This is a genomic window from Enterobacter sp. RIT637, from assembly GCF_019718755.1.
Classification (GTDB): Bacteria; Pseudomonadota; Gammaproteobacteria; order Enterobacterales; family Enterobacteriaceae; genus Enterobacter.
The window spans coordinates 105,099-129,120 of record NZ_JAIHAZ010000004.1 but is presented as its reverse complement, the minus strand read 5'-3'; the positions used below and the strand labels follow the sequence as shown (position 1 = coordinate 129,120).

Here is a 24,022-nt window from a genome sequence, read left to right as displayed (position 1 = left end):
TACACCTCAACGAAAAAAGTCAGAATAAAGGGTTTCACTGAAACCCAGCAGCATAGGCTGACCTGGCTTGCAGAGCAATGGGCGTTTGATAATTGCTGGCATTTCAAGCATCAGTTTTGCCGCGCTGTCTGCATCGGTGATACCGGCGCGGACGGATTCATCCAGTTTACGCCAGGTTGTGCCCCGGGTATTGAGTAGCGCTTCCCAGCCCAGTTCGCCGATCGCGGTATGCAGAAATTCTGCATCAAGACCGTCGGCACGGTAATCATGAAAGCGGTACTCTACGTTGTTCGCTTCCAGCCAGCGGCGTGCCTTTTTGATGGTGTCGCAATTTTTAATGCCGTACATCACAACCATAGTGAATCCTTTTGTCCTTACGCAGAAAGCATGTTCAATAAATTCGAAGATATATCCTTAAGTGGAATATAACACATTCAGGAATTCTCTTGATTTACAATTCTCCTTAATTCACCTCACACCTGTAAGCTGAATATTCTTTCATCATTTAAGCATAGATGTCTATCAGGTTTAAATCTCTAATAAAGTCAGTGGCTAAATATCTGCTCATCTGCTCGTAGGGTTATTTCAAAATATTGCTGGCGGTCACACAAAATTTAAGGGAGGACGTTCATATTTATCATAAATCCACTGGGGGCGCGGGGTATAATCACTGCAATTGGTTAAATAGTCTTCACAATGATGATAGGTTTCCGTAGAATGCGCATAATAATAAGAGAGGGTGTTATGATTGAACGTGAACTGGGGAACTGGAAAGATTTTATCGAAGGCATGCTTCGTAAATGACATTCAGTAAGAATTGCAAGAGCACTTAAATAAGTAAAATAACCATAGTGTGAATGAATCACACTTTAAAAAGGCGGCTACGAAAGCCGCCTTTTTTATTTCATTGGTTACTCAGGCTTTTCCTTCAACGGGAAGCGACGCCGCACCAGCACAAAGAACAGCGGCACGAAATAAATAGCCAGAATCGTGGCTGAAATCATTCCCCCCATCACCCCAGTACCGACCGCGTGCTGACTGCTGGAGCCGGCACCCGAACTGGTCGCCATCGGCAGTACCCCGAAGACAAACGCCAAAGAGGTCATCAGAATCGGGCGTAAGCGCTGGCGGCATGCGTACAGCGTTGCGGCTAACAGATCCTGGCCCTTCGCATTCATCTCGTTGGCAAATTCTACGATCAGAATGGCGTTTTTCGCCGACAGGCCGATAACGGTGAGCAGACCCACCTGAAAGTACACGTCGTTCTCCAGGCCGCGCATCCAGGTTGCCAGCAGCGCGCCGATGACGCCCAATGGCACCACCAGCATCACCGAAAACGGTACTGACCAGCTCTCATACAGCGCGGCAAGGCAGAGGAAGACCACCAGCAGCGACAGGGCGTACAGCGCAGGGGCCTGCGCGCCGGAGAGCCGCTCCTGATACGACATCGCCGTCCACTCCAGGCCAAACCCGGTTGGCAACTGCTGCACCAGTTTTTCCATAATATCCATTGCGGTACCGGTACTGACGCCCGGCGCGGCTTCACCTACGATCTCCAGCGCCGAGTAGCCGTTATAGCGCTCGAGGCGCGGCGAGCCGGTTTCCCAACGCGAAGTGGCGAAGGCGGAAAACGGCACCATGCCGCCTGCGTTATTACGCACGTACCAGCGGTTAATATCGTCCGGCAGCATGCGGTATTTGGCGGCAGACTGAACGTAGACCTTCTTCACGCGGCCGCGATCCATAAAGTCGTTGACGTAGCTTGAGCCCCAGGCCGTTTGCAGCGTGTCGTTGATGTCATCAATGGAGACGCCAAGCGCCTGCGCCTTACGCTGGTCGATATCCACCTGCAGCTGCGGGCTGTCGTCCAGACCGTTGTGGCGAACGCGGGTCAGCTGGGGATCTTTACCTGCCAGATCGAGCAGCTTATCGCGGGCGGCCATGAGCGCGTCGTGGCCTGCGCCCGCGTGATCCTGCAGTTCCATATCAAACCCGGCGGAACTCCCCAGACCGCTGATGGCAGGAGGGCTGCTGGCAAATACGCGCGCTTCTTTGATATGGCTGAAGGCTTTCGTCGCGCGTTCAATAATGGCAAACGAGGAGCCTGTGTCGCTGTCGCGCTGATCCCAGTCTTTCAGGCGCACGAACATGCGTGCGACGTTCTGCCCGTTCCCGCCCGGGCCCGAGCCGACGGTGGAGAAGACGGAAACAACGTTATCTTTCTCTTTGGTGTGGAAATAGTTCTCAACCTTCTGCACCACTTTCAACGTTTGTTGCTGTGTAGAACCGCTCGGCAACTGAACGGAGGTGATAAACATGCCGCGATCTTCCAGCGGCAGGAAGGAGGTTGGCAGACGCAGGAACAGGAACACCATTCCGCCTAACAGCAGGACATAAATCGCCATCCAGCGCACGCTGCGATGCAGGATCTTGCCCACGCCCGCTTCATAGCGCGCCGCGTTGCGGTTGAACATGCGGTTAAACCAGCCGAAAAAGCCTTTTTGCCCGTGATGCTCGCCTTTATGTAACGGCTTGAGGAGGGTGGCGCAGAGGGCAGGGGTGAGGATCATCGCCACCAGTACCGAGAGCACCATCGCGGAGACGATAGTGATGGAAAACTGGCGGTAAATCGCACCGGTGGTGCCGCCAAAGAAGGCCATCGGGATAAACACCGCTGAGAGCACCATCGCAATACCGACCAGCGCGCCCTGAATTTGCCCCATCGATTTCCGCGTGGCTTCGCGCGGCGAGAGCCCTTCTTCGCTCATGATGCGTTCGACGTTTTCCACCACCACGATGGCGTCATCCACCAGCAGGCCAATCGCCAGCACCATCGCGAACATGGTCAAGGTATTGATACTGTAACCAAAGGCATACAGCACGGCGAAGGTGCCGAGTAGCACCACCGGAACGGCAATGGTGGGAATCAGCGTGGCGCGGAAGTTTTGCAGGAACAGGTACATGACCAGGAACACCAGCCCGATCGCTTCCAGCAGGGTTTTCACCACGTCTTCAATGGAGGCTTTAACGAAGGAGGTGGTTTCGTAGGCGACTTTGTATTCCAGCCCGTGCGGGAAATAGTGCGACAGTTCGTCCAGTCGGTCTAATACCAACTGCGCGGTTGCCATTTCGTTCGCGCCGGAGGCCAGCTTCACCCCTAAACCGGATGCCTGGTTGCCGTTAAAGCGGCTCAGGTAGTCATACTTTTCCGCGCCCATTTCCACGGTCGCGACATCGCCCAGCCGCACTTCAGAGCCGTCCTGATTGACCCGCAGGGTAATATTACGGAACTGATCGGGCGTCTGGAGCAGGGACTGAGAGTTAATGGTCGCGTTCAGCGCCTGGTTATCGACAGAGGGGGTACCGCCCAGTTGACCGACGGCGATCTGGGCATTCTGCGATTCGATGGCGTCAGTCACGTCCTTGGCCGTCATCTGCACGCTGTTCAGCTTGTTGGGATCCAGCCAGATGCGCATGGAATACTGCGAGCCGTAGGCGTCGATATCCCCCACGCCGTTAATGCGGCTGAGCGGATCCTGGATATTACTGGCCACGTAGTCAGCGATATCCTGCTTATCCATCGAGCCATCGGTGGAGACAAACGCGATGGTCAAAATATTGGTGTCACCGGTTTTACGTACGGTGACGCCCTGGTTCTGCACCGCCTGCGGGAGCTTACGCAGGGCCGACTGCAGCTGGTTTTGCACCTGCTGCACCGCCTCATCCGGATCGGTTCCCGCCGTAAAGCTTAGCGTCACCGTGGCCTGACCGGTGGCGCTGCTCTGTGAGGACATGTACATCAGGTTATCGAGACCCGTCATGTTCTGCTCGATCACCTGGGTGACGGTATTTTCAAGCGTCTGGGCTGATGCGCCAGGATAGTTTGCCGTGACACGCACGTTTGGCGGCGCCAGATCGGGGTATTGCTCAACAGGAAGTGAAGTAATCGCCAGAACGCCCGTCAGACATAACAGAATGGCAAGTACCCAGGCAAAAATGGGGCGATCGATGAAGAAATTCGCCATGAAAATGTGACCTCGTTTTGCTGCACGTCATTATTGTTTATTGCCCGCATAACTTTAGCGGTTAGGCCCAGGTCAAACGTGGAGAAATAAAGGAGATAATGTAAATTATCATGCGCTTTTCCCTGCGCGTTCCCCTTTACCGTTATTTACCCGCCAGCGCTGCGGGCGTGCGGAAGGTGACGGTGACCTCCGTTCCGCCGTTTTTCGGCTGTAAAAAGCGCAGCGTTCCGCCGAGCCGTTCCGCACGTTCGCGCATGATGTTCAGCCCGTAATGGCCCGGCGGTTCGTTCGCCTCGCCAATGCCAATACCGTTATCGCGTACAGCCACGCTGTGCGTACCGTCAGCAGCGGTAATGCAGCTGACGGTGATCTCGCTCGCGTCGGCATGTTTGATGGCGTTCAGCACCGCTTCACGCACAATCTGCAGCAGATGCACCTGTTTTTGCGCATCCAGCGCCAGGGATGAGAGTCGACAGTCCAGAACCAGCTTCGCCTTCGTCTGGGTTTTCAACCCCTCGAGAGACTCCTGCAGCGCGGCGGGCAGGTTCGCGTGGTTGAGCGTCAGGCGGAAGGTGGTGAGCAGTTCTCGCAGCTGGTGCCAGGCGTTGTTAAGCTCGCGCGAGAAGTCCGTGATGATGGTCTGCGCCTGCGCATTCTCTTCCGGGACGGCGCGTTTGAGCAGGGCAAGCTGAATGCGCAGATAGGACAACACCTGCGCTAGCGAATCATGCAACTCGCGGGCAATGGTGGCGCGCTCTTCCATCAGCAGCAGCTGTTGATAGTGTTTTTGCGCCTGGTTGAAGTAAAGCCCGCGCCCCAGCATCGTCGCCACGCTCTTCATCAACGGGAGTGACACGCCCCCGGTCTCGCTCTGCCAGCGCAGTTCGCCATACAGGGTGTCCTGCATCAGAACAGGCAAACTGTGCAGCTCCGCGCCTTCGGCTTCGCTGCCTTCAAACAGCTGCCAGTCGTCACTGGTCCGCAGTGCCAGATAATTTATCTGCGTGTACTCATGCACGATCTGCAAAATATGCCTGAAACAATGGCTGTCTATCTGTCCGGTATTCAGCGCCTGAGAACATTTGAACAGCATTTCGAGCTGCTGGTGCGCCTCATTCAGGTGCTGCGTTTTTTCCGCCACGGATTGCTCCAGCGAGCGATAAAGCGAATGCAGTTCCGCAGACATATGGTTAAACGCGCGGGAAAGCTGGCCCAGCTCGTTGGGCAGGGCGGTATCCGCTGCGGGCGTATCAAATTGTCCCTGTTCGATACGCTCGCTGGCCGCGACCAGATTGTTCAGCGGCAGTACCACCTGACGGCGGATCCGCCGCAGCGTCGCCATCGCCAGCAGCAAAATGCTAAGTCCGCCCGCCAGCGACATCAGGATCACCAGCTGAATTTTATGTTCGGTGTAGTGCTGAAGCGCCAGCACAAAGGCATCAATACGGCCGACGAAATCCTCGATGTGAGCCTGATACCATGCGGTGTCGCCGCTGGCGATGCGCTGGCTCATCTCCTGCCAGGCAAGATGCAGCTGGTGGTAGCGCTGTTTAACATCGTCCGGCACATACCAGCGGTTCAACGTTTGCAGCGCAGGGGCGCTCAGCGTCTGCTGCCAGGCTTCACGGTGTTCCATCAGTGATGGGCTGGCGCGCTGCATCTCGTAGCCCAGGCGGTAGCTCTGCATACGCAGCGAGCCCGCAATGTTAATTGCCTCCGCGTCTCGCTGGCTGCTGGCGAGGGTCATCAGCGCGATGGCGCTGGTCATAACGGATAACACAATCATCGAAAAGAAAGCCCGAGCCAGGCTTCCGGAAACAGGGCGTTTAACGGTCACAAATCAGCTTCCTGAATAAATTGATCTGCCACAGGTTCACTGGAGATAGTTCGGCTTTCTGGGCATTTGAACATTGCCTGAACACGTCACCGTGGCTAAATACAGTACATATAGAAAGAATAAGGTTATTGAACCAAAAACAGGTATTGTTATGAATCGTTTTATTATGGCCAACAGCCAGCAATGCATAGGGTGTCGTGCCTGCGAGGTCGCGTGTGTGATGGCGCACAACGATGAGCAACATGTTCTGAGCGAGCGCCATTTTCATCCCCGCATAACGGTCCTCAAATCAAAGGGGAAGAACAGTCCCGTTACCTGCCACCACTGCGAAAATGCTCCCTGCGCGCACAGCTGTCCGAACGGGGCTATCAGCAAGCACAGCGACAGCGTACAGGTGAATCAACACAAATGCATTGGTTGCAAAGCCTGCGTGGTAGCCTGCCCGTTCGGCACGATGGAAATCATCGTTACGCCGCTGGAAAACGCGAGCGTGAAGGCGTCGGCACATAAATGCGATCTCTGCCTGACGCGGCCACAGGGGCCTGCCTGTATTGAAAACTGCCCGGCTGACGTGCTCACGCTTGCCACACCCGCCGTGCTGGATAACCTGTCGAAAGCGCGGCGCACGCGCACCGCGCGACTGGAAGCGCAGCCGTGGCACGGCGAGGCGGTGCAACAGGTTCAGCCGCAAACCAAACTACAGCAGATGCACAATACCCCTAAACGGGGCGAGCCAGACAAGCTGCCGGCGCAGGAACGCGCCTGTCATTTTAACGAAATCTATCTGCCGTTTCGGGCTGAACAGGCCAGGCGTGAGGCATCCCGCTGTCTGACCTGCGGGGAGCATAGCATCTGCGAGTGGACCTGCCCGCTGCACAACCCTATTCCGCAGTGGATTGCGCGCGTCAACGCGGGAGATATCACCGGCGCGGCAGAGCTCTCCCACCAAACCAACTGTTTACCGGAAATTACGGGCCGCGTTTGCCCGCAGGACCGCTTATGCGAGGGAGCCTGCACGCTGCGCGATGAGTCTGGTTCCGTGACCATTGGTAATATCGAGCGCTACATCTCAGACCAGGCGCTGGCGATGGGCTGGACGCCGGACATGAGCGGCGTCCTCCCGGTGGACAAGCGGGTGGCCATTATTGGCGCGGGCCCGGCAGGGCTGGCGTGCGCCGACGTGCTGGTGCGCAGCGGCGTGAGCGTGACGGTGTATGACCGCCATCCGGAAATCGGCGGACTGCTGACGTTTGGCATTCCTGCCTTCAAGCTGGATAAATCCCTGCTCGCGCGGCGCAGAGAGATATTTACCGCGATGGGGATCCGGTTTGAACTCAACTGCGAAGTGGGGCGCGATGTCTCGCTCACGCAGCTGCAGCGTGATTATGATGCCCTGTTTATTGGCGTAGGAACCTACCGCTCCATGAAGGCCGGTATCCCTCATGAAGATGCGCCGGGTGTCTATGACGCGCTGCCGTTCCTGGTGGCGAACACCCGCCACGTGATGGGGCTTGAGTCGACCGCCTCTGAGCCGTTTATCGACACGCAGGGGCTGAATGTGGTGGTACTCGGCGGAGGCGATACGGCGATGGATTGCGTGCGAACCGCGCTGAGACAGGGGGCCGCCAAAGTGACCTGCGCCTATCGCCGGGACGAGGCCAACATGCCGGGCTCGAAGAAAGAGGTGAAGAACGCGAAAGACGAGGGGGCGGCGTTTGAATTTAACGTCCAGCCCGTCGAGCTGACGCTTGCCCCGGACGGACAGGTCAACGGAATCCGGATGTTGCGCACCGAACTGGGTGAGCCGGACGCGCAGGGCCGTCGGCGTCCCGTTCCGGTTGCAGGCAGTGAGTTCGTTCTGCCTGCCGATGCGGTGATCATGGCGTTTGGCTTTAACCCGCACGCGATGCCCTGGCTGCAGGCCCAGGGCGTGGAAACGGATGACTGGGGGCGCATCATTGCCTCTGTCGAGGGACAGTATCGTTACCAGACCAGCAACCCGCAAATTTTTGCCGGAGGTGACGCTGTGCGCGGTGCCGATTTAGTGGTCACCGCGATGGCAGAGGGGCGCCACGCGGCGCAGGGTATTCTCGACTGGCTTGAGATAACAGCGCCAAAGGCGCACTAAATCCGACCGGCGACAAAGCGCGCTCCACGGCGTAGTATAATTGCACTCATTATGTCGTGGAGCCCGTATGACCCTCAAAATTGACGTTATTAAAGACAAAATCCTGTCCGAAAATTACTTTGTCCTGCGTAACATCACCTATGATTTAACGCGTAAGAATGGTGAAGTGATCCGCCACAAGCGCGAGGTCTACGACCGTGGCAATGGCGCAACCATTTTGCTCTACAACCGTGAAAAACAGACCGTGGTATTGATTCGCCAGTTTCGGGTGGCGACATGGGTGAATGGCAATCCTGACGGCCGACTAATTGAAACCTGTGCAGGCCTGCTTGACGATGATGAGCCTGAGGTTTGTATCCGCAAAGAGGCCGTTGAAGAAACGGGCTTTGAAGTGGGTGAGGTGAAAAAGGTGTTCGAACTGTTCATGTCGCCAGGCGGCGTGACGGAAATTGTCCACTTCTTCATTGCGGAATACAACGATGCGCAGCGCACTCACCGGGGCGGTGGCGTTGAAGACGAGGATATTGAGGTGCTGGAAATGCCGTTTTCTCAGGCACTGGCAATGGTGAGAAGCGGAGAGATCAGGGACGGTAAAGCCGTAATATTGTTGCAGTACTTACAAACGACCGGGATCATGAGCCCCTCTTTCGAACGGTAGTAGATTACATTTCAGATAAATCTATCCGATAAATCCGATTGAGCAAGCCCGGTTCGGACACGAAGATACTGCCCAGATTGACGTTTTCGTTTCCGGGATTGTGCCATTCATGCGCTACTGCGTTTTTATTCTCTTCCTGTTTTGCGTGCTACCCGCGCCGTTGGTGTGGGCTGCCCCCGCCCAGCAGTCCTTCTCTGACTGGCAGGTCACCTGCAATAACCAGAATTTTTGCGTTGCGCGCAATACCGGTGAACATCGCGGTCTGGTCATGACGCTCAGCCGCAGCGCGGGCGCGAAAACGGACGCCACGCTGCGGATCGATCTCGGTGGGCTTTCTGCCCCCGCCGTGAAAGAGCCTGATATTGCGCCGCGACTGCTGCTGGATGGCGCACCGCTTAAGCTTTCTCCTCAGCACTGGCAGTTAACGCCCTGGCATCTGAAGACTGAAGATGCCGCCACCATCACCGCTTTTTTGAAAAACATTCAGGAAGGGCACGCCCTGACGTTGCGTGGGGGTAAGCAGGTCATTTCACTGGATGGCCTGAAGGCGGCGCTGTTGTTTATCGACGCCCAGCAAAAACGCGTCGGCAGCAAAACAGCCTGGATAAAAAAAGGGAACAGTCCGCCGCTGAGCGTGCCGCCCGCACCCGCATTAAAAGAGGTGGCGGTCGTCAACCCGACGCCGACGCCGCTGACGCATGAAGAGTTGAACGACCTGCTGGATTACGGCACCTGGCGGATGAATAACAGTCAGTGCTCGCTTGACCCGAACCGCCGTGAAGTCCGCGTTACCGCGTTAACCGATGACAAAGCGCTGCTGATCGTCAGCTGTGAAGCCGGGGCGTATAACACCGTCGATTTGGCGTGGCAAGTTTCGCGCAAAAAGCCGTTTGCTGCCCGCAGCGTCAGGTTGCGTCTGCCGTTTACCCCTTCCAGCGACAGCAGCGAGATGGAGCTGATGAATGCCAGCTTTGATGAGAAATCGCGTGAACTGACCACGCTGGCATTAGGGCGTGGCATTGGGGATTGCGGGATCCAGACGCGCTGGCGTTTTGACGGTCAGCGCTTCCGTCTGGTCCGCTATGCGGAAGAGCCCAGCTGTGATAACTGGAACGGGCCAGATGCCTGGCCTACGCTGTGGATCACGCGGTAGTTTTTTGCCGGGTGGCGCTGTCGCTTACCCGGCCTACGATTTGGTGGTTTTGTAGGCCGGTTAAGGCGTAGCCGTCACCCGGCAACGCAGACCGCACTAAATCACGCTCAGCGCCTTCTCCACCACGTTCTCAACGGTAAAGCCGAAGTACGGGAACAGCTTGTCGGCAGGGGCGGATTCACCGTAACCCCGCATGCCGACAATCGCCCCTTTGAGCCCAACATACTTGTACCAGTAGTCGGCAATACCGGCCTCCACCGCCACGCGTGCCGAGACGCTGGACGGCAGAACCGATTCCCGGTACGCCTCATCCTGGGCGTCAAAGATGTCCGTTGAAGGCAGGGATACCACACGCACCGCGTGACCTTCGGCGGTCAGCTTCTCCGCCGCTTTCACCGTGATTTCCACCTCGGAGCCGGTGGCAATCAGGATCACGTCCGGCTTGCCGCCGCTGTCCTTCAGGATGTAACCGCCGCGGGCAATGTTTTTCACCTGCTCCGGCGTGCGCTCAATCTGCGCCAGGTTCTGGCGTGACAGAATTAATGCCGTTGGGCCATTGTGGCGTTCCACCGCCAGCTTCCAGCCCACCGCCGCTTCGACCTGGTCGCACGGACGCCAGGTGCTGAAGTTCGGCGTCAGGCGCAGACTCGCCAGTTGTTCAACCGCCTGGTGCGTCGGCCCGTCTTCCCCCAGCCCGATGGAGTCATGGGTGTAAACCATGATTTGCCGCGCCTTCATCAGCGCCGCCATGCGCGCCGCGTTACGGGCGTACTCGACGAACATCAGGAAGGTGGCGGTGTACGGCACAAACCCACCGTGATGGGCGATGCCGTTGGCAATGGCCGTCATCCCGAACTCGCGCACGCCGTAGTGAATGTAGTTCCCGGCGATGTCCTCTTTGAGCGATTTCGAGCCGGACCAGATCGTCAGGTTGCTTGGCGCCAGGTCCGCCGAGCCGCCGAGCAGTTCGGGGAGGATAGGGCCGATCGCGTTCAGCGTATTTTGCGACGCTTTACGGGTGGCAATTTTCGCCGGGTTGGACTGCAGGTTTTCAATCAGCGCCTGGGTTTTATCGTCCCAGTCTTCCGGCAGGCCGCCGCTCATGCGGCGTGAAAACTCGGCTGCCAGTTCAGGATGCGCTTTTTTGTAGGCGGCAAATTTTTCGTTCCAGGCGTGCTGAGCTTTCTCACCGTCTTCGCGGGCATCCCAGGCTCTGTAGATCTCTTTCGGGATCTCAAACGGCGGGTATTTCCAGCCCAGCTTCTGTCGGGTCAGCGCCACTTCCTCGTCACCCAGCGCCGCGCCGTGCGCCTCCTCTTTGCCCGCCTTGTTCGGCGAGCCGAAGCCGATGACCGTGCGGCAGATAATCAGGGACGGTTTGTCCTTCACGCTCTGCGCTTCCTGAATCGCTTTTTTCACCGCCTCAGGGTCGTGGCCGTCGATCTCATGCACCACGTGCCAGTGGTAGGCTTCGAAGCGTTTTGCCGTGTCGTCGGTAAACCAGCCTTCGGTCTCCCCGTCGATGGAGATGCCGTTGTGATCGTAGAAGCCGATCAGCTTGCCGAGCCCCAGCGTGCCCGCCAGCGAGCAGACCTCGTGCGAGATCCCCTCCATCAGACAGCCGTCGCCCATAAACACATAGGTGTAGTGATCGACAATCTCGTGGTCCGGCTGGTTAAACTGCGCCGCCAGCGTGCGTTCGGCAATCGCCAGCCCAACCGCATTGGCTAACCCCTGACCGAGCGGTCCGGTCGTCGTTTCCACCCCTGGCGTATAGCCAATCTCCGGGTGCCCCGGCGTTTTGGAGTGCAGTTGACGGAAGTTTTTCAGCTCCTCAAGCGGCAGGTCGTAGCCGGAAAGGTGCAGCAGGCTGTAGAGCAGCATTGAGGCGTGGCCGTTGGAAAGAATAAAACGGTCGCGATCGTACCAGGTGGGGTCATTCGGGTTGTGCTTCAGAAAGTCGTTCCACAGCACTTCGGCAATATCGGCCATGCCCATCGGTGCGCCCGGATGGCCGGAATTGGCTTTCTGCACGGCATCCATGCTGAGGGCGCGAATGGCATTGGCGAGCTCTTTACGGGACATAATTCACTCCGTGGCAAGGTTAAAGTTTGGCGGCAAGAAGATCTTCGAGTTTGCGCTGGTCGACGGCGAACAGGCGGATGCCTTCCGCCAGTTTATCGACGGCCATCGCGTCCTGGTTGTGCTCCCAGCGGAACTCCGCTTCGGTCATGGCTTTCGGTTTTGGCAGAACGGTGGAGGTCGGCACCAGCTTGCGGATCACCGTCTCTTCTTTGTCCTGCAGCTCCTGGAGCAGGTTAGGGGAGATGGTCAGGCGGTCGCAGCCTGCCAGGGCGAGGATCTGCTCGGTACGGCGGAAGCTGGCCCCCATCACGATGGTGTCGTAGCGGTGCTGTTTGTAGTAGTCGTAGATATTACGCACCGACTTCACGCCCGGATCCTCATCCACCACGTACGGATCCATCGGCTGTTTCGCCTGATACCAGTCGTAGATGCGCCCGACAAACGGCGAGACGAGGAACACACCCGCTTCGGCGCAGGCGCGCGCCTGCGCAAAGGAGAACAGCAGCGTCAGGTTGCAGTGGATACCCTCTTTTTCCAGCACCTCTGCCGCGCGGATGCCTTCCCACGTCGACGCGAGCTTGATCAGAATGCGTGATTTATCGATCCCCTGCTCCTGGTAGAGTTCCACCAGGCGGCGGGCTTTGTTAATGCTCTTTTCTTTATCGAACGAGAGGCGGGCGTCCACTTCGGTCGACACGCGCCCCGGGATGCTTTTCAGAATTTCTGCACCAAAATTAACCGCCAGTTTGTCGCTGGCTTCGGCGACCTGCTGCTCCTGGGTTTTTCCGCGCTGCTTACCGTAGGCAATGGCGTCATCAATCAGATGACTAAAATGGGTAAGCCCGGCCGCCTTGAGCAGCAGCGAAGGGTTGGTGGTTGCATCTTCCGGCTGGTAGTGGCGAATCGACTCGATATCGCCGCTGTCTGCAACCACGGTGGTGAATTGTTTGATGCCGTCTAGCTGGTTCATAAATCATTACTCCTTGGAAATAAAAGAGTTAGATGAGTGCGTTAGTTCACACTTCTGAGAAAATCATGATGGACTTAACAAAAAAGCATAGCAGACGGGGGAGGCATTGCTTTTGAGACGGGTAACATGGCTGTTATAAATTGATAACAATTTTTAATGTGTGATGGTGAGAGTTTGGCAGCCTTCAAAGTTTAGGAGGCGGCCTGAGGCGATACTAGGCGGCACACCAGGGTGTGCAACAGGATCGCTTTCGTCACCCTTTTGACCGATACGTGAAAGGAAAAATAAGATGGATGAGCAGTTGAAACAGAGTGCCCTCGATTTTCACGAGTTCCCCGTCCCCGGTAAAATCCAGGTCTCCCCAACCAAGCCGCTGGCAACCCAGCGCGATCTGGCGTTGGCCTATTCGCCGGGCGTCGCTGCCCCGTGTCTGGAAATCGAAAAAGACCCGCTGGCGGCCTACAAATACACCGCGCGCGGTAACCTTGTCGCCGTGATCTCTAACGGCACGGCGGTGCTGGGTCTCGGCAACATCGGCGCGCTGGCCGGTAAGCCGGTGATGGAAGGGAAGGGGGTACTGTTCAAGAAATTCGCCGGTATCGACGTGTTCGATATTGAGGTGGACGAACTCGATCCTGACAAATTCATCAACGTGGTGGCCGCGCTGGAGCCAACCTTCGGCGGCATCAACCTGGAAGACATCAAAGCGCCGGAATGTTTCTATATCGAGCAGAAGCTGCGCGAGCGTATGAACATTCCCGTGTTCCATGATGACCAGCACGGGACCGCGATTATCAGCACCGCCGCCATTCTGAACGGCCTGCGCGTGGTCGAGAAAAATCTCTCCGACGTGCGCATGGTGGTCTCCGGTGCGGGCGCGGCGGCGATTGCCTGTATGAACCTGCTGGTGGCGCTGGGCATGCAGAAACACAACATTGTGGTCTGCGACTCCAAGGGCGTTATCTATAAAGACCGTGAGCCGAACATGGCGGAAACCAAGGCGGCGTACGCGGTAGAAGACGACGGCAAGCGCACGCTTGAGGACGTGATCGACGGCGCGGATATCTTCCTCGGCTGCTCCGGTCCGAAAGTGCTGACCCAGGAGATGGTGAAGAAGATGGCGCGTGCGCCAATGATCCTGGCCCTGGCGAACCCTGAGCCGGAAATCCTGCCGCCGCTGGCGAAAGCGGTGCGTGAAGACGCCATTATCTGTACCGGCCGTTCGGACTACCCGAACCAGGTGAACAACGTACTCTGCTTCCCGTTCATCTTCCGCGGCGCGCTGGATGTGGGCGCGACGGCGATCAACGAAGAGATGAAGCTGGCCGCCGTTCACGCCATCGCGGAGCTGGCGCACGCCGAGCAGAGCGAAGTGGTCGCGTCTGCGTACGGCGATCAGGATCTGAGCTTTGGCCCGGACTACATCATTCCTAAGCCGTTCGACCCGCGTCTGATTGTCAAAATTGCCCCAGCCGTCGCCAAAGCGGCGATGGACTCTGGCGTGGCGACGCGTCCGATTCAGGATTTCGACGCTTACGTCGATAAGCTCACCGAGTTCGTCTACAAAACCAACCTGTTTATGAAGCCGATCTTCTCCCAGGCGCGTGCCGACGCGAAGCGCGTGGTGCTGGCGGAAGGGGAAGAGGCGCGCGTGCTGCACGCCACCCAGGAGCTGATCACCTTAGGGCTGGCGAAGCCGATCCTGATTGGTCGTCCGAGCGTGATTGAGATGCGCATTCAGAAGCTGGGCCTGCAGATCAAGCCGGGAGTCGACTTCGAGATCGTGAACAACGAATCCGATCCGCGCTTCAAGGAGTACTGGAGCGAATACTACGCGATCATGAAGCGCCGGGGGATCACCCAGGAGCAGGCGCAAAAAGCGGTGATCAGCAACACCACGGTGATCGGCGCGATCATGGTCCATCGCGGCGAGGCGGATGCGCTGATCTGCGGCACCATCGGCGATTACCACGAGCACTTTAGCGTGGTGCAGGAGATCTTCGGCTATCGCGACGGCGTCCATACCGCCGGGGCGATGAACGCGCTGCTGCTGCCGAGCGGCAACACCTTTATTGCGGATACCTACGTCAACGACGATCCGACCCCGGACGAGCTGGCGGAGATCACCGTGATGGCCGCAGAGACCGTGCGTCGCTTTGGCATCGAGCCGAAGGTGGCGCTGCTGTCGCACTCTAACTTTGGTTCGTCTAAATCCGCGGCGGCGTGCAAAATGCGTCAGACGCTGGAGCTGGTGCGCGAGCGTGCGCCGGAGCTGATGATTGACGGGGAGATGCACGGCGATGCCGCGCTGGTGGAGAGCATCCGTAACGAACGTATGCCGGACAGCCCGCTGAAGGGATCGGCCAACATACTGATTATGCCGAACGTGGAAGCGGCGCGTATCAGCTATAACCTGCTGCGCGTTTCCAGCTCTGAAGGGGTAACCGTGGGGCCGGTGCTGATGGGCGTGGCGAAACCGGTACATGTGTTAACGCCGATTGCCTCTGTGCGCCGTATCGTGAATATGGTGGCGCTGGCGGTGGTTGAGGCGCAGACTCAGCCTCTGTAATCGCTGCGTGTCGGGTGGCGCGTTCGCTTACCCGACCTACGGGTTGAGTAGGCCGGATAAGCGCAGCGCCATCCGGCAGCTACACCCAGTCCCGAACCCGAATAAACTCACTCAAGGCAGCCTCCGGGCTGCCTTCTTTTGGTTCGTAGCTGTACTCCCAGCGCACCAGCGGCGGCATCGACATCAAAATCGACTCCGTGCGCCCGCCGGTCTGCAGGCCGAACAACGTCCCGCGATCCCACACCAGGTTGAACTCCACATAGCGCCCGCGGCGGTAAAGCTGGAACTCACGCTCGCGCACGCCGTAGTCGGTGTTTTTACGGCGCTCGACGATGGGCAGATAGGCGTCGGTATAGCCTTCGCCTACCGCGCGCATAAAGCTGAACGCGGTATCAAAATCAGGCGCGTTGAGATCGTCAAAGAACAGCCCGCCGATGCCGCGCTGCTCGTCGCGGTGCTTCAGATAGAAATAGTCGTCGCACCACTTTTTAAATTTCGGGTAGACGTCTTCGCCAAACGGCAGGCAAATGTCACGCGCGGTAGTGTGCCAGTGCACGGCATCCTCTTCAAAACCGTAGTAGGGCGTGAGGTCGAAACCGCCGCCGAACCACCAGACCGGGTCGGTGCCCGGTTTTTCCGCAATGAAAAAGCGCACGTTGGCGTGGCTGGTTGGCACAAACGGGTTGTGCGGATGCACCACCAGCGAGACGCCCATCGCCTCAAAGCTGCGGCCCGCCAGCTCAGGACGGTGCGCCGTCGCGGACGCGGGCATGGCGTCGCCGTGAACGTGGGAAAAATTCACGCCCGCCTGTTCGAAGATGCCGCCGTTACGCAGCACGCGGCTGCGCCCGCCGCCGCCCGCTTCGCGCTGCCAGCTATCTTCCTGAAATTCACCGCCGTCTGCGGCGGCCAGTTTCCGGCAAATATCATCCTGCAGCTGCAGCAGGAAGGTTTTGACCAGCTGTGCATTGGGTTTCATCAACGTTTCCTGGAGTGCGCTTTCTGGTTATCGAACCAGTTGAAGTAGCTGATAATGCCGGAGGCGATGGCGTTGGCGATCTTCTGACGAAAGGCCGTGGTGCCAAGCAGTCGCTCTTCTTCCGGGTTGGTAATGAAGGAGGTTTCCACCAGCACCGACGGAATCGACGGTGATTTCAGCACCACGAACGCCGCCTGCTCGGTGCCTTTACTGTGCAGACGATGCACCGGCTTAATCTTCTTGAGGATATGTGAGCCGAGCGTCAGGCTGTTTTTGATGGTGTCCGTCTGCACAAGGTCGAACAGCACCTGCTGTAGCAGATGGTCTTTATCAGTGGCTTTCTTTCCGGCGACCTCATCTGCCCGGTTTTCACGGTCGGAGAGGTATTTTGCCATGGCGCTACTGGCACCACGGTTGGAAAGCGCAAACACCGATGCGCCTGCTGCGGAAGGGTTGGTGAAGCCATCGGCATGGATCGACATAAACAGATCCGCGCCGTGCTGGTGGGCGATCTCTACGCGGTCGTACAGCGGAATGAAGGTGTCGCCGGAGCGCGTCAGGCGGGCGTCAATGCCGTTGCTGCGTAAAATCGATCGCACATTTTTTGCAATCGCCAGCACGACGTGTTTTTCTTTCGACCCGTTTCTGCCGATGGCACCGGTATCAATGCCGCCGTGGCCCGGATCGAGCATCACCAGACGCTTCGCGCCCGGCTTTTTGGTTTTCGGTTTACTGTGCCCGTTGCTGGTTTTAAGCGTGCTCTCGTCTTTTGCCTGAGCCTGCTTAGCGATGCCCGTTAACGTTAAGGCCGCCAGCCCCGCTTTAAGAACCTGACGACGCGATGTGAGTGCTTTTAATGGTTTGAATGTGCTCATGCGGCCTGAATAGTAAAAATTGCGATCCTGGTGTTATATCGTATCGTGATTACCGTTACGACAGTCCTTATTGATAATTGTTTTACTTTTCATTTCAATACGTGACAAAGTGACATTATGCCAAATTTTGGCGAGATTTTCCCCGGTTATTGGCTAAACGCAGTGTTCACGCCATAATCACTGTTTTTAAACCCAAAAAGGCGGTTAATACCATGGAGATACGCGTTTTTCGCCAGGAAGATTTCGAAGAGGTAATTACCCTTTGGGAGCGCTGCGATCTGCTGCGTCCGTGGAACGACCCGGAAATGGACATCGAACGTAAGGTGAATCACGACGTCAGTTTGTTTCTGGTCGCGGAGGTGAACGGGGAGGTTGTCGGTACGGTGATGGGCGGCTACGACGGCCACCGCGGTTCGGCCTATTATCTGGGCGTGCACCCGGAATACCGGGCTCGCGGCATTGCCAATGCGCTGCTTAATCGCCTGGAAAAGAAACTCATCGCCCGCGGCTGCCCGAAAATTCAGATTATGGTGCGGGAAGATAACGACGTGGTGCTGGGCATGTATGAGCGTCTGGGCTACGAGCACGCCGACGTGCTGACTTTGGGCAAGCGTTTGATTGAAGATGAAGAGTATTGAGATCCATCCGGCTGACTATGACGCGCAGGGCCGCGTCAGGCTGCCTTTTTTGTTCTGGTGCGTATTGCTGCTACAGGCCCGCACCTGGGTGCTGTTTGTGATGGCCGGGGCATCGCGCGGGCAGGGCGACACGCTGCTGAATCTCTTCTATCCCGATCACGATGCCTTCTGGATTGGATTACTGCCGGGCATTCCGGCCGTGCTGGCGTTTTTGGTCAGCGGACGGCGGCATCTGCTCCCTCGCTTCTGGGGCGCGCTCCGCTGGCTGCTGATCCTTGCCCAGATTGCGCTGCTCTTCTGGCAGCCGGTACTTTGGTGGTACGGTGAGCCGCTCACGGGCATCGGTATTGCGCTGGTTGTGGCCGATATCGTGGCGCTGCTGTGGCTGCTGACCAATCCACGCCTTCGCGCCTGTTTTAGACATCAGGATGATTAATTCGGCACTTTTTGCCGAAGTCGCACTCCAACAAGCGTTGATTTAATTAGAAAGGACGTTTCAATGAAATCGCTGCGTTTACTTTTATGCGCTCTTCCGCTGGCGTTAACCGGCTGTTCGACGCTCTCCTCTATTAACTGGTCTGCCGCCTATCCGTGGAACTGGTTTGGTTCTTCCACCGAAGTGACCGAGCAGGGCGTAGGAAAAATTACCGCGTCAACCGCGCTGGATCAGGATGCCATTCAGGATGCCCTGAGCAGTGATTATCGCCTGCGCAGCGGCATGAAAACCGAAAATGGCAATATCGTGCGCTACTTCGAAGCGCTGAAGGGCGACACGCTGGCGCTGGTGATTAACGGCGAAAAAGGCACGGTAAACCGTATTGCGGTGATGGATGAAGACATTCCAACCGCAACCGGTGTGAAAGTAGGTACCCCGTTTAGCGATCTCTATAAACGGGCCTTCGGCAACTGCTCCAGCGTCCCGTCTGACGACAAGGTTGCGGTGGAATGTAAGGCGCAAGGCAGTCAGCATATTAACTACCTGTTCACCGGAGAGTGGAGCGGCCCGGAAGGATTGATGCCGTCTGACGACACCCTAAAAAACTGGAAAGTGAGCAAAATACTCTGGACGAAGTAATTTGCGCCTGAACAAACCGCCTCGCTGAAATCTGGGTATAATAGCCGCCATCAATGCCACGCTGACGTGGCATCTTTATTTCAGGAGGAGCGATGTCTCAGGTTCAGAGTGGCATTTTGCCAGAACATTGCCGCGCGGCGATTTGGATTGAAGCCAATGTTAAAGGGGACGTGGATGCCCTGCGTGCGGCCAGTAAAGCGTTTGTTGATAAGCTGGCCACCTTCCAGGCCAAATTCCCGGAAGCCCACCTCGGCGCCGTTGTCGCCTTTGGCAACAACGTCTGGCGTCAGCTGAGCGGTGGCGAAGGGGCGGAAGAGCTCAAAGACTTTATCCCTTACGGCAAAGGCCTTGCACCCGCCACGCAGTACGACGTGCTGATCCACATTCTTTCTCTTCGTCACGACGTGAATTTCTCCGTTGCCCAGGCGGCGGTAGCGGCATTTGGCGACAGCATTGACGTGCAGGAAGAGGTTCACGGCTTCCGCTGGGTGGAAGAGCGCGATCTGAGCGGCTTCGTCGACGGCACCGAAAACCCGGCAGGTGAGGAAGTTCGTCGCGACGTGGCGGTGATCAAAGACGGCGTGGACGCGGGCGGCAGCTACGTGTTCGTGCAGCGCTGGGAGCACAACCTCAAGCAGCTTAACCGCATGAGCGTGCACGACCAGGAGATGATGATTGGTCGTACTAAAGAAGCCAACGAAGAGATCGACGGCGATGACCGTCCGGTAACGTCTCACCTGACTCGCGTTGATCTCAAGGAAGACGGCAAAGGGCTGAAGATTGTTCGCCAGAGCCTGCCGTACGGTACGGCCAGCGGCACGCACGGCCTTTACTTCTGCGCCTACTGCGCGCGCCTGTATAACATCGAACAGCAGCTGCTGAGCATGTTCGGCGATACCGACGGCAAGCGCGACGCCATGCTGCGCTTCACAAAACCGGTGACCGGCGGCTATTACTTCGCGCCGTCCGTTGAGCGTCTGCTGGCGCTGTAATGGCCTTTCTCCCTCTCCCTGTGGGAGAGGGCCGGGGTGAGGGCATCAGGCCGCACCCCTTATTCCCTTTTCTGCTTGTAAATCACCAAACGGTATATAAAACCGTTACTCCTTTCGACCTCGTTATAAATATTATGACTATAAGATAGTCATCACATTTATAAGGGTGCGCAATGGCCGTTACTGTACTAAAAAAAGGATCGCTGGCACTGGCAGGTTTACTGCTGGTGGCGCAGGCGCAGGCAACCGAGCTGCTTAACAGTTCGTATGATGTCTCCCGCGAGCTGTTTGCCGCCCTTAACCCACCGTTTGAACAGCAGTGGGCAAAAGATAATAACGGCGACAAGCTGACGATCAAGCAGTCTCATGCCGGCTCGTCCAAACAGGCGCTGGCGATTTTGCAGGGGCTGAAAGCCGATGTGGTGACCTACAACCAGGTGACTGACGTGCAGATCCTGCACGACAAAGGCAAGCTGCTCCCGGCGGACTGGCAGAGCCGTCTGCCAAACAACAGCTCCCCGTTCTACTCCACCATGGGCTTCCTGGTGCGTAAGGGCAACCCGAAGAACATCCACGACTGGAACGACCTGGTGCGTTCCGACGTGAAGCTGATTTTCCCGAACCCAAAAACCTCCGGCAACGCGCGCTATACCTATCTGGCGGCGTGGGGCGCGGCGGATAAAGCTGACGGTAACGATAAAGCGAAGACCGAGCAGTTCATGACCCAGTTCCTGAAAAACGTCGAAGTGTTTGATACCGGCGGCCGCGGCGCGACCACAACCTTCGCAGAGCGCGGTCTTGGCGATGTGCTGATTAGCTTCGAATCCGAAGTAAACAATATCCGTAAACAGTACGAAGCGCAGGGCTTCGAAGTGGTAATCCCGAAAACTAACATTCTGGCCGAGTTCCCGGTGGCCTGGGTGGATAAAAACGTGCAGGCAAACGGTACCGAGAAAGCGGCAAAAGCCTATCTCAACTATCTGTACAGCCCGCAGGCGCAGACCATCATTACCGATTACTACTACCGCGTGAATAACCCGGACGTGATGAGCAAGCTGAAAGATAAATTCCCGCAGACCGATTTGTTCCGCGTCGAAGACCATTTCGGCTCATGGCCTGAAGTGATGAAAACGCATTTTGCCAGCGGCGGTGAGTTAGATAAATTGCTGGCGGCGGGGCGTAAGTAATGTTTGCAGTCTCGACAAAACGCGTGCTGCCGGGCTTTACCTTAAGCCTCGGGACCAGCCTGCTGTACGTCTGTCTGATTTTGTTGTTACCGCTCAGCGCGCTGGTGGTGCAGCTCTCTGATATGAGCTGGGCCCAGTACTGGGAGGTGATCACCAACCCGCAGGTGGTGGCGGCCTATAAGGTAACGCTGCTGTCGGCGTTTGTGGCGTCGATTTTTAACGGCGTGTTCGGCCTGCTGATGGCGTGGATCTTAACCCGCTACCGCTTCCCGGGCCGCACGCTGCTTGATGCGTTGATGGATCTGCCGTTTGCCCTTCCGACGGCGGTGGCGGGCTTAACGCTGGCGTCGCTGTTCTCGGTTAACGGGTTTTACGGCGAGTGGCTGGCGAAGTTTGACATCAAAGTCACCTATACCTGGCTCGGTATCGCCGTAGCGATGGCCTTCACCAGCATTCCGTTTGTGGTGCGTACCGTACAGCCGGTGCTGGAAGATTTAGGCCCGGAATATGAAGAAGCGGCGGAAACGCTGGGTGCGACGCGCTGGCAGAGTTTCCGCAAGGTTGTGCTGCCGGAGCTTTCTCCGGCGCTGCTGGCGGGCGTGGCGCTCTCCTTCACCCGCAGCCTCGGCGAGTTTGGTGCGGTGATCTTCATCGCCGGGAACATCGCGTGGAAAACGGAAGTGACCTCGCTGATGATTTTTGTGCGTTTGCAGGAGTTTGATTATCCGGCTGCGAGCGCGATTGCTTCGGTGATCCTCGCCGCGTCGCTGCTGCTGCTGTACTCAATTAACACTCTGCAAAGTCGCTTTGGTCGACGTGTGGTAGGTCACTGATGGCGGAGGTTACTCAATTGAAGCGTTACGATGCGCCCCGCATCAACTGGGCAAAATGGTTTCTGATTGGGACGGGCGTGCTGGTTTCCGCACTTATTCTCGTTGTGCCGACGGTCTATATCTTTGTCCAGGCATTCAGTAAAGGGATTATGCCCGCGCTGGAAAATCTGGCGGACCCGGATATGTTGCACGCCATCTGGCTGACCGTGCTCATTGCGCTGATCACGGTTCCGTTCAACCTGGTGTTCGGCACGCTGCTCGCCTGGCTGGTGACGCGCTTCAACTTCCCTGGACGTCAGATGCTGCTGACCCTGCTGGATATTCCGTTTGCCGTGTCGCCTGTTGTTGCCGGTCTGGTTTATCTGCTCTTTTACGGCTCTAACGGCCCGTTGGGCGGCTGGCTGGATGAGCACAACCTGCAGATCATGTTCGCCTGGCCGGGCATGGTGCTGGTGACCATCTTTGTGACCTGTCCGTTTGTGGTGCGTGAGCTGGTGCCGGTGATGTTAAGCCAGGGGAGCAACGAAGACGAAGCGGCGGTACTGCTGGGCGCTTCCGGCTGGCAGATGTTCCGCCGCGTGACGCTGCCGAACATCCGCTGGGCGCTGCTCTACGGCGTGGTGCTAACCAACGCCCGCGCGATTGGGGAGTTCGGGGCTGTTTCTGTTGTATCCGGCTCCATTCGTGGTGAAACGCTTTCGCTGCCGCTACAGATTGAACTGCTGCAGCAGGACTACAACACCATCGGCTCCTTTACTGCCGCAGCGTTGCTGACGCTGATGGCGATTTTGACCCTGTTTTTGAAGAGTGTGGTGCAGTGGCGTTTAGAGAATCAGGAAAAACGTCTGCATCAGGAGGGAAATCATGAGCATTGAGATTGCCAATATTAAGAAGTCTTTTGGTCGCACCCAGGTGCTGAATGATATCTCGCTGGATATCCCTTCCGGACAAATGGTCGCGCTGCTGGGGCCGTCTGGTTCCGGTAAAACCACGCTGCTGCGTATTATCGCCGGGCTTGAGCATCAGACCAGCGGGCATATCCGCTTTCACGGCACCGACGTGAGCCGCCTGCATGCCCGCGACCGTAAAGTGGGCTTTGTGTTCCAGCATTACGCGCTGTTCCGCCATATGACGGTGTTCGACAACATTGCGTTTGGTCTGACGGTGCTGCCGCGTCGCGAGCGTCCAAATGCAGCGGCTATCAAAGCCAAAGTGACCAAACTGCTGGAGATGGTGCAGCTTGCGCATCTGGCAGATCGTTTCCCGGCCCAGCTTTCCGGCGGTCAGAAACAGCGCGTGGCGCTGGCGCGCGCGTTAGCCGTTGAGCCGCAAATCCTGCTGCTGGATGAACCTTTCGGCGCGCTGGACGCGCAGGTGCGTAAAGAGTTGCGCCGCTGGCTGCGTCAGCTCCATGAAGAGCTGAAGTTTACCAGCGTCTTCGTGACCCACGATCAGGAAGAGGCGATGGAAGTCGCGGATCGCGTGGTGGTCATGAGCCAGGGCAACATTGAGCAGGTTGACGAGCCGGAACAGCTCTGGCGTGAACCGGCGACCCGCTTCGTGCTGGAGTTCATGGGCGAAGTGAACCGTCTGCAGGGCACCATTCGCGGCGGCCAGTTCCACGTCGGCGCGCACCGCTGGCCGCTGGGCTATACCTCCGCGCATCAGGGGCCGGTCGATCTGTTCCTGCGTCCGTGGGAAGTGGACGTGAGCCGCCGAACCAGCCTGGATTCACCGCTGCCGGTGCAGGTGCTGGAAGCTAGCCCTAAAGGTCACTACACCCAATTGGTGGTACAGCCGCTGGGCTGGTACACCGAGCCGCTGACCGTGGTGATGCGCGACGATGAGCCGCCGCACCGGGGCGAGCGCCTGTTTGTCGGGCTGCAGCACGCGCGTATTTATCACGGGAAGGAGCGCATCGAGACGCGCGAGGATATTGCTCTGGCAGAGACAGCCTGATAGGTTAGGATTACGTAGTTTTGCCGGGTGGCGCTGCGCTTACCCGGCCTACAATATGA

General features: G+C 57.4%; 20 protein-coding genes. 13 read left to right on the top strand and 7 right to left on the bottom strand.

Features of this window, described 5'->3' with window-relative positions:
* Positions 1–6: 6 nt before the first annotated feature.
* Positions 7–357 (bottom strand): ArsC family reductase, encoded by a 351-nt coding sequence (locus tag K5E19_RS09305; protein WP_221550953.1) that lies wholly within the window; start codon positions 355–357, stop codon positions 7–9.
* A 387-nt stretch (positions 358–744) separates the two neighbouring features.
* On the opposite strand from K5E19_RS09305, the gene ypfM reads away from it, so the two are divergent.
* Entirely contained in the window at positions 745–804 is a 60-nt protein-coding gene (ypfM, locus tag K5E19_RS09300; protein WP_015572204.1) for a protein YpfM, read from the top strand.
* A 107-nt stretch (positions 805–911) separates the two neighbouring features.
* On the opposite strand, the gene acrD is transcribed toward ypfM, so the two are convergent.
* Together acrD and narQ are read right to left on the bottom strand one after the other, a co-directional pair.
* Complete coding sequence (gene acrD, locus K5E19_RS09295) at positions 912–4,025, bottom strand: multidrug efflux RND transporter permease AcrD (protein WP_221550952.1); 3,114 nt, start codon at positions 4,023–4,025, stop codon at positions 912–914.
* Between the two features lie 142 nt (positions 4,026–4,167).
* Positions 4,168–5,862 carry a nitrate/nitrite two-component system sensor histidine kinase NarQ gene (gene narQ / locus K5E19_RS09290; protein ID WP_221550951.1) on the bottom strand — a complete coding sequence of 565 codons (1,695 nt, stop codon included), beginning with the start codon at positions 5,860–5,862 and terminating at the stop codon, positions 4,168–4,170.
* Positions 5,863–6,013: 151 nt separating this feature from the next.
* Between narQ and aegA the strand changes: the two genes are divergently transcribed.
* From aegA to K5E19_RS09275, 3 genes are all read left to right on the top strand, one after another.
* A complete protein-coding gene (gene aegA / locus K5E19_RS09285) occupies positions 6,014–7,990 on the top strand; it encodes a formate-dependent uric acid utilization protein AegA (protein ID WP_221550950.1) in 1,977 nt (658 codons plus the stop codon).
* A gap of 67 nt (positions 7,991–8,057) precedes the next feature.
* Positions 8,058–8,648: a GDP-mannose pyrophosphatase NudK gene (nudK, locus tag K5E19_RS09280; RefSeq protein WP_100165781.1), complete on the top strand. Its 591-nt coding sequence runs from the start codon at positions 8,058–8,060 to the stop codon at positions 8,646–8,648.
* 109 nt (positions 8,649–8,757) lie between these two features.
* Complete coding sequence (locus tag K5E19_RS09275; RefSeq protein ID WP_221550948.1) at positions 8,758–9,801, top strand: DUF1176 domain-containing protein; 1,044 nt, start codon at positions 8,758–8,760, stop codon at positions 9,799–9,801.
* 96 nt (positions 9,802–9,897) lie between these two features.
* Here K5E19_RS09275 and tkt read toward each other — a convergent pair whose 3' ends face one another.
* Together tkt and tal are read right to left on the bottom strand one after the other, a co-directional pair.
* On the bottom strand, positions 9,898–11,886 hold the full coding sequence (gene tkt, locus K5E19_RS09270; protein ID WP_221550946.1) for a transketolase: 1,989 nt from the start codon (positions 11,884–11,886) through the stop codon (positions 9,898–9,900).
* Positions 11,887–11,905: 19 nt separating this feature from the next.
* Positions 11,906–12,856 (bottom strand): transaldolase, encoded by a 951-nt coding sequence (gene tal, locus K5E19_RS09265; RefSeq protein WP_221550944.1) that lies wholly within the window; start codon positions 12,854–12,856, stop codon positions 11,906–11,908.
* A gap of 289 nt (positions 12,857–13,145) precedes the next feature.
* Here tal and maeB point away from each other — a divergent pair, with 289 nt between their 5' ends.
* Positions 13,146–15,425: an NADP-dependent oxaloacetate-decarboxylating malate dehydrogenase gene (gene maeB, locus K5E19_RS09260; RefSeq protein ID WP_221550942.1), complete on the top strand. Its 2,280-nt coding sequence runs from the start codon at positions 13,146–13,148 to the stop codon at positions 15,423–15,425.
* Between the two features lie 79 nt (positions 15,426–15,504).
* Here the strand turns inward: maeB and hemF are convergent, their stop codons facing one another.
* Together hemF and amiA are read right to left on the bottom strand one after the other, a co-directional pair.
* Entirely contained in the window at positions 15,505–16,404 is a 900-nt protein-coding gene (hemF, locus tag K5E19_RS09255; protein WP_221550940.1) for an oxygen-dependent coproporphyrinogen oxidase, read from the bottom strand.
* Positions 16,404–17,279 (bottom strand): N-acetylmuramoyl-L-alanine amidase AmiA, encoded by an 876-nt coding sequence (amiA, locus tag K5E19_RS09250; protein WP_221550938.1) that lies wholly within the window; start codon positions 17,277–17,279, stop codon positions 16,404–16,406. Before amiA ends, hemF begins: the two co-directional genes overlap by 1 nt.
* Before the next feature lie 212 nt (positions 17,280–17,491).
* Here amiA and K5E19_RS09245 point away from each other — a divergent pair, with 212 nt between their 5' ends.
* From K5E19_RS09245 to cysA, 8 genes are all read left to right on the top strand, one after another.
* On the top strand, positions 17,492–17,917 hold the full coding sequence (locus tag K5E19_RS09245; protein WP_003861292.1) for a GNAT family acetyltransferase: 426 nt from the start codon (positions 17,492–17,494) through the stop codon (positions 17,915–17,917).
* On the top strand, positions 17,904–18,353 hold the full coding sequence (locus K5E19_RS09240; RefSeq protein WP_221550937.1) for a DUF2919 domain-containing protein: 450 nt from the start codon (positions 17,904–17,906) through the stop codon (positions 18,351–18,353). Before K5E19_RS09245 ends, K5E19_RS09240 begins: the two co-directional genes overlap by 14 nt.
* A 63-nt stretch (positions 18,354–18,416) precedes the next feature.
* Positions 18,417–18,992 carry an RpoE-regulated lipoprotein gene (locus K5E19_RS09235; RefSeq protein WP_221550936.1) on the top strand — a complete coding sequence of 192 codons (576 nt, stop codon included), beginning with the start codon at positions 18,417–18,419 and terminating at the stop codon, positions 18,990–18,992.
* A gap of 92 nt (positions 18,993–19,084) precedes the next feature.
* A complete protein-coding gene (locus K5E19_RS09230; protein WP_221550935.1) occupies positions 19,085–19,984 on the top strand; it encodes a Dyp-type peroxidase in 900 nt (299 codons plus the stop codon).
* 173 nt (positions 19,985–20,157) lie between these two features.
* On the top strand, positions 20,158–21,171 hold the full coding sequence (gene cysP / locus K5E19_RS09225) for a thiosulfate/sulfate ABC transporter substrate-binding protein CysP (protein ID WP_221550934.1): 1,014 nt from the start codon (positions 20,158–20,160) through the stop codon (positions 21,169–21,171).
* Positions 21,171–22,004 (top strand): sulfate/thiosulfate ABC transporter permease CysT, encoded by an 834-nt coding sequence (gene cysT, locus K5E19_RS09220; RefSeq protein ID WP_126544309.1) that lies wholly within the window; start codon positions 21,171–21,173, stop codon positions 22,002–22,004. Before cysP ends, cysT begins: the two co-directional genes overlap by 1 nt.
* The gene (cysW, locus tag K5E19_RS09215; protein ID WP_221550933.1) at positions 22,004–22,879 is read left to right on the top strand and encodes a sulfate/thiosulfate ABC transporter permease CysW; all 876 of its coding nucleotides are present in this window, start codon (positions 22,004–22,006) and stop codon (positions 22,877–22,879) included. The genes cysT and cysW overlap by 1 nt, the downstream gene beginning before the upstream one ends.
* Entirely contained in the window at positions 22,869–23,963 is a 1,095-nt protein-coding gene (gene cysA / locus K5E19_RS09210; protein ID WP_221550932.1) for a sulfate/thiosulfate ABC transporter ATP-binding protein CysA, read from the top strand. Before cysW ends, cysA begins: the two co-directional genes overlap by 11 nt.
* The last annotated feature ends 59 nt before the right edge of the window (positions 23,964–24,022 follow it).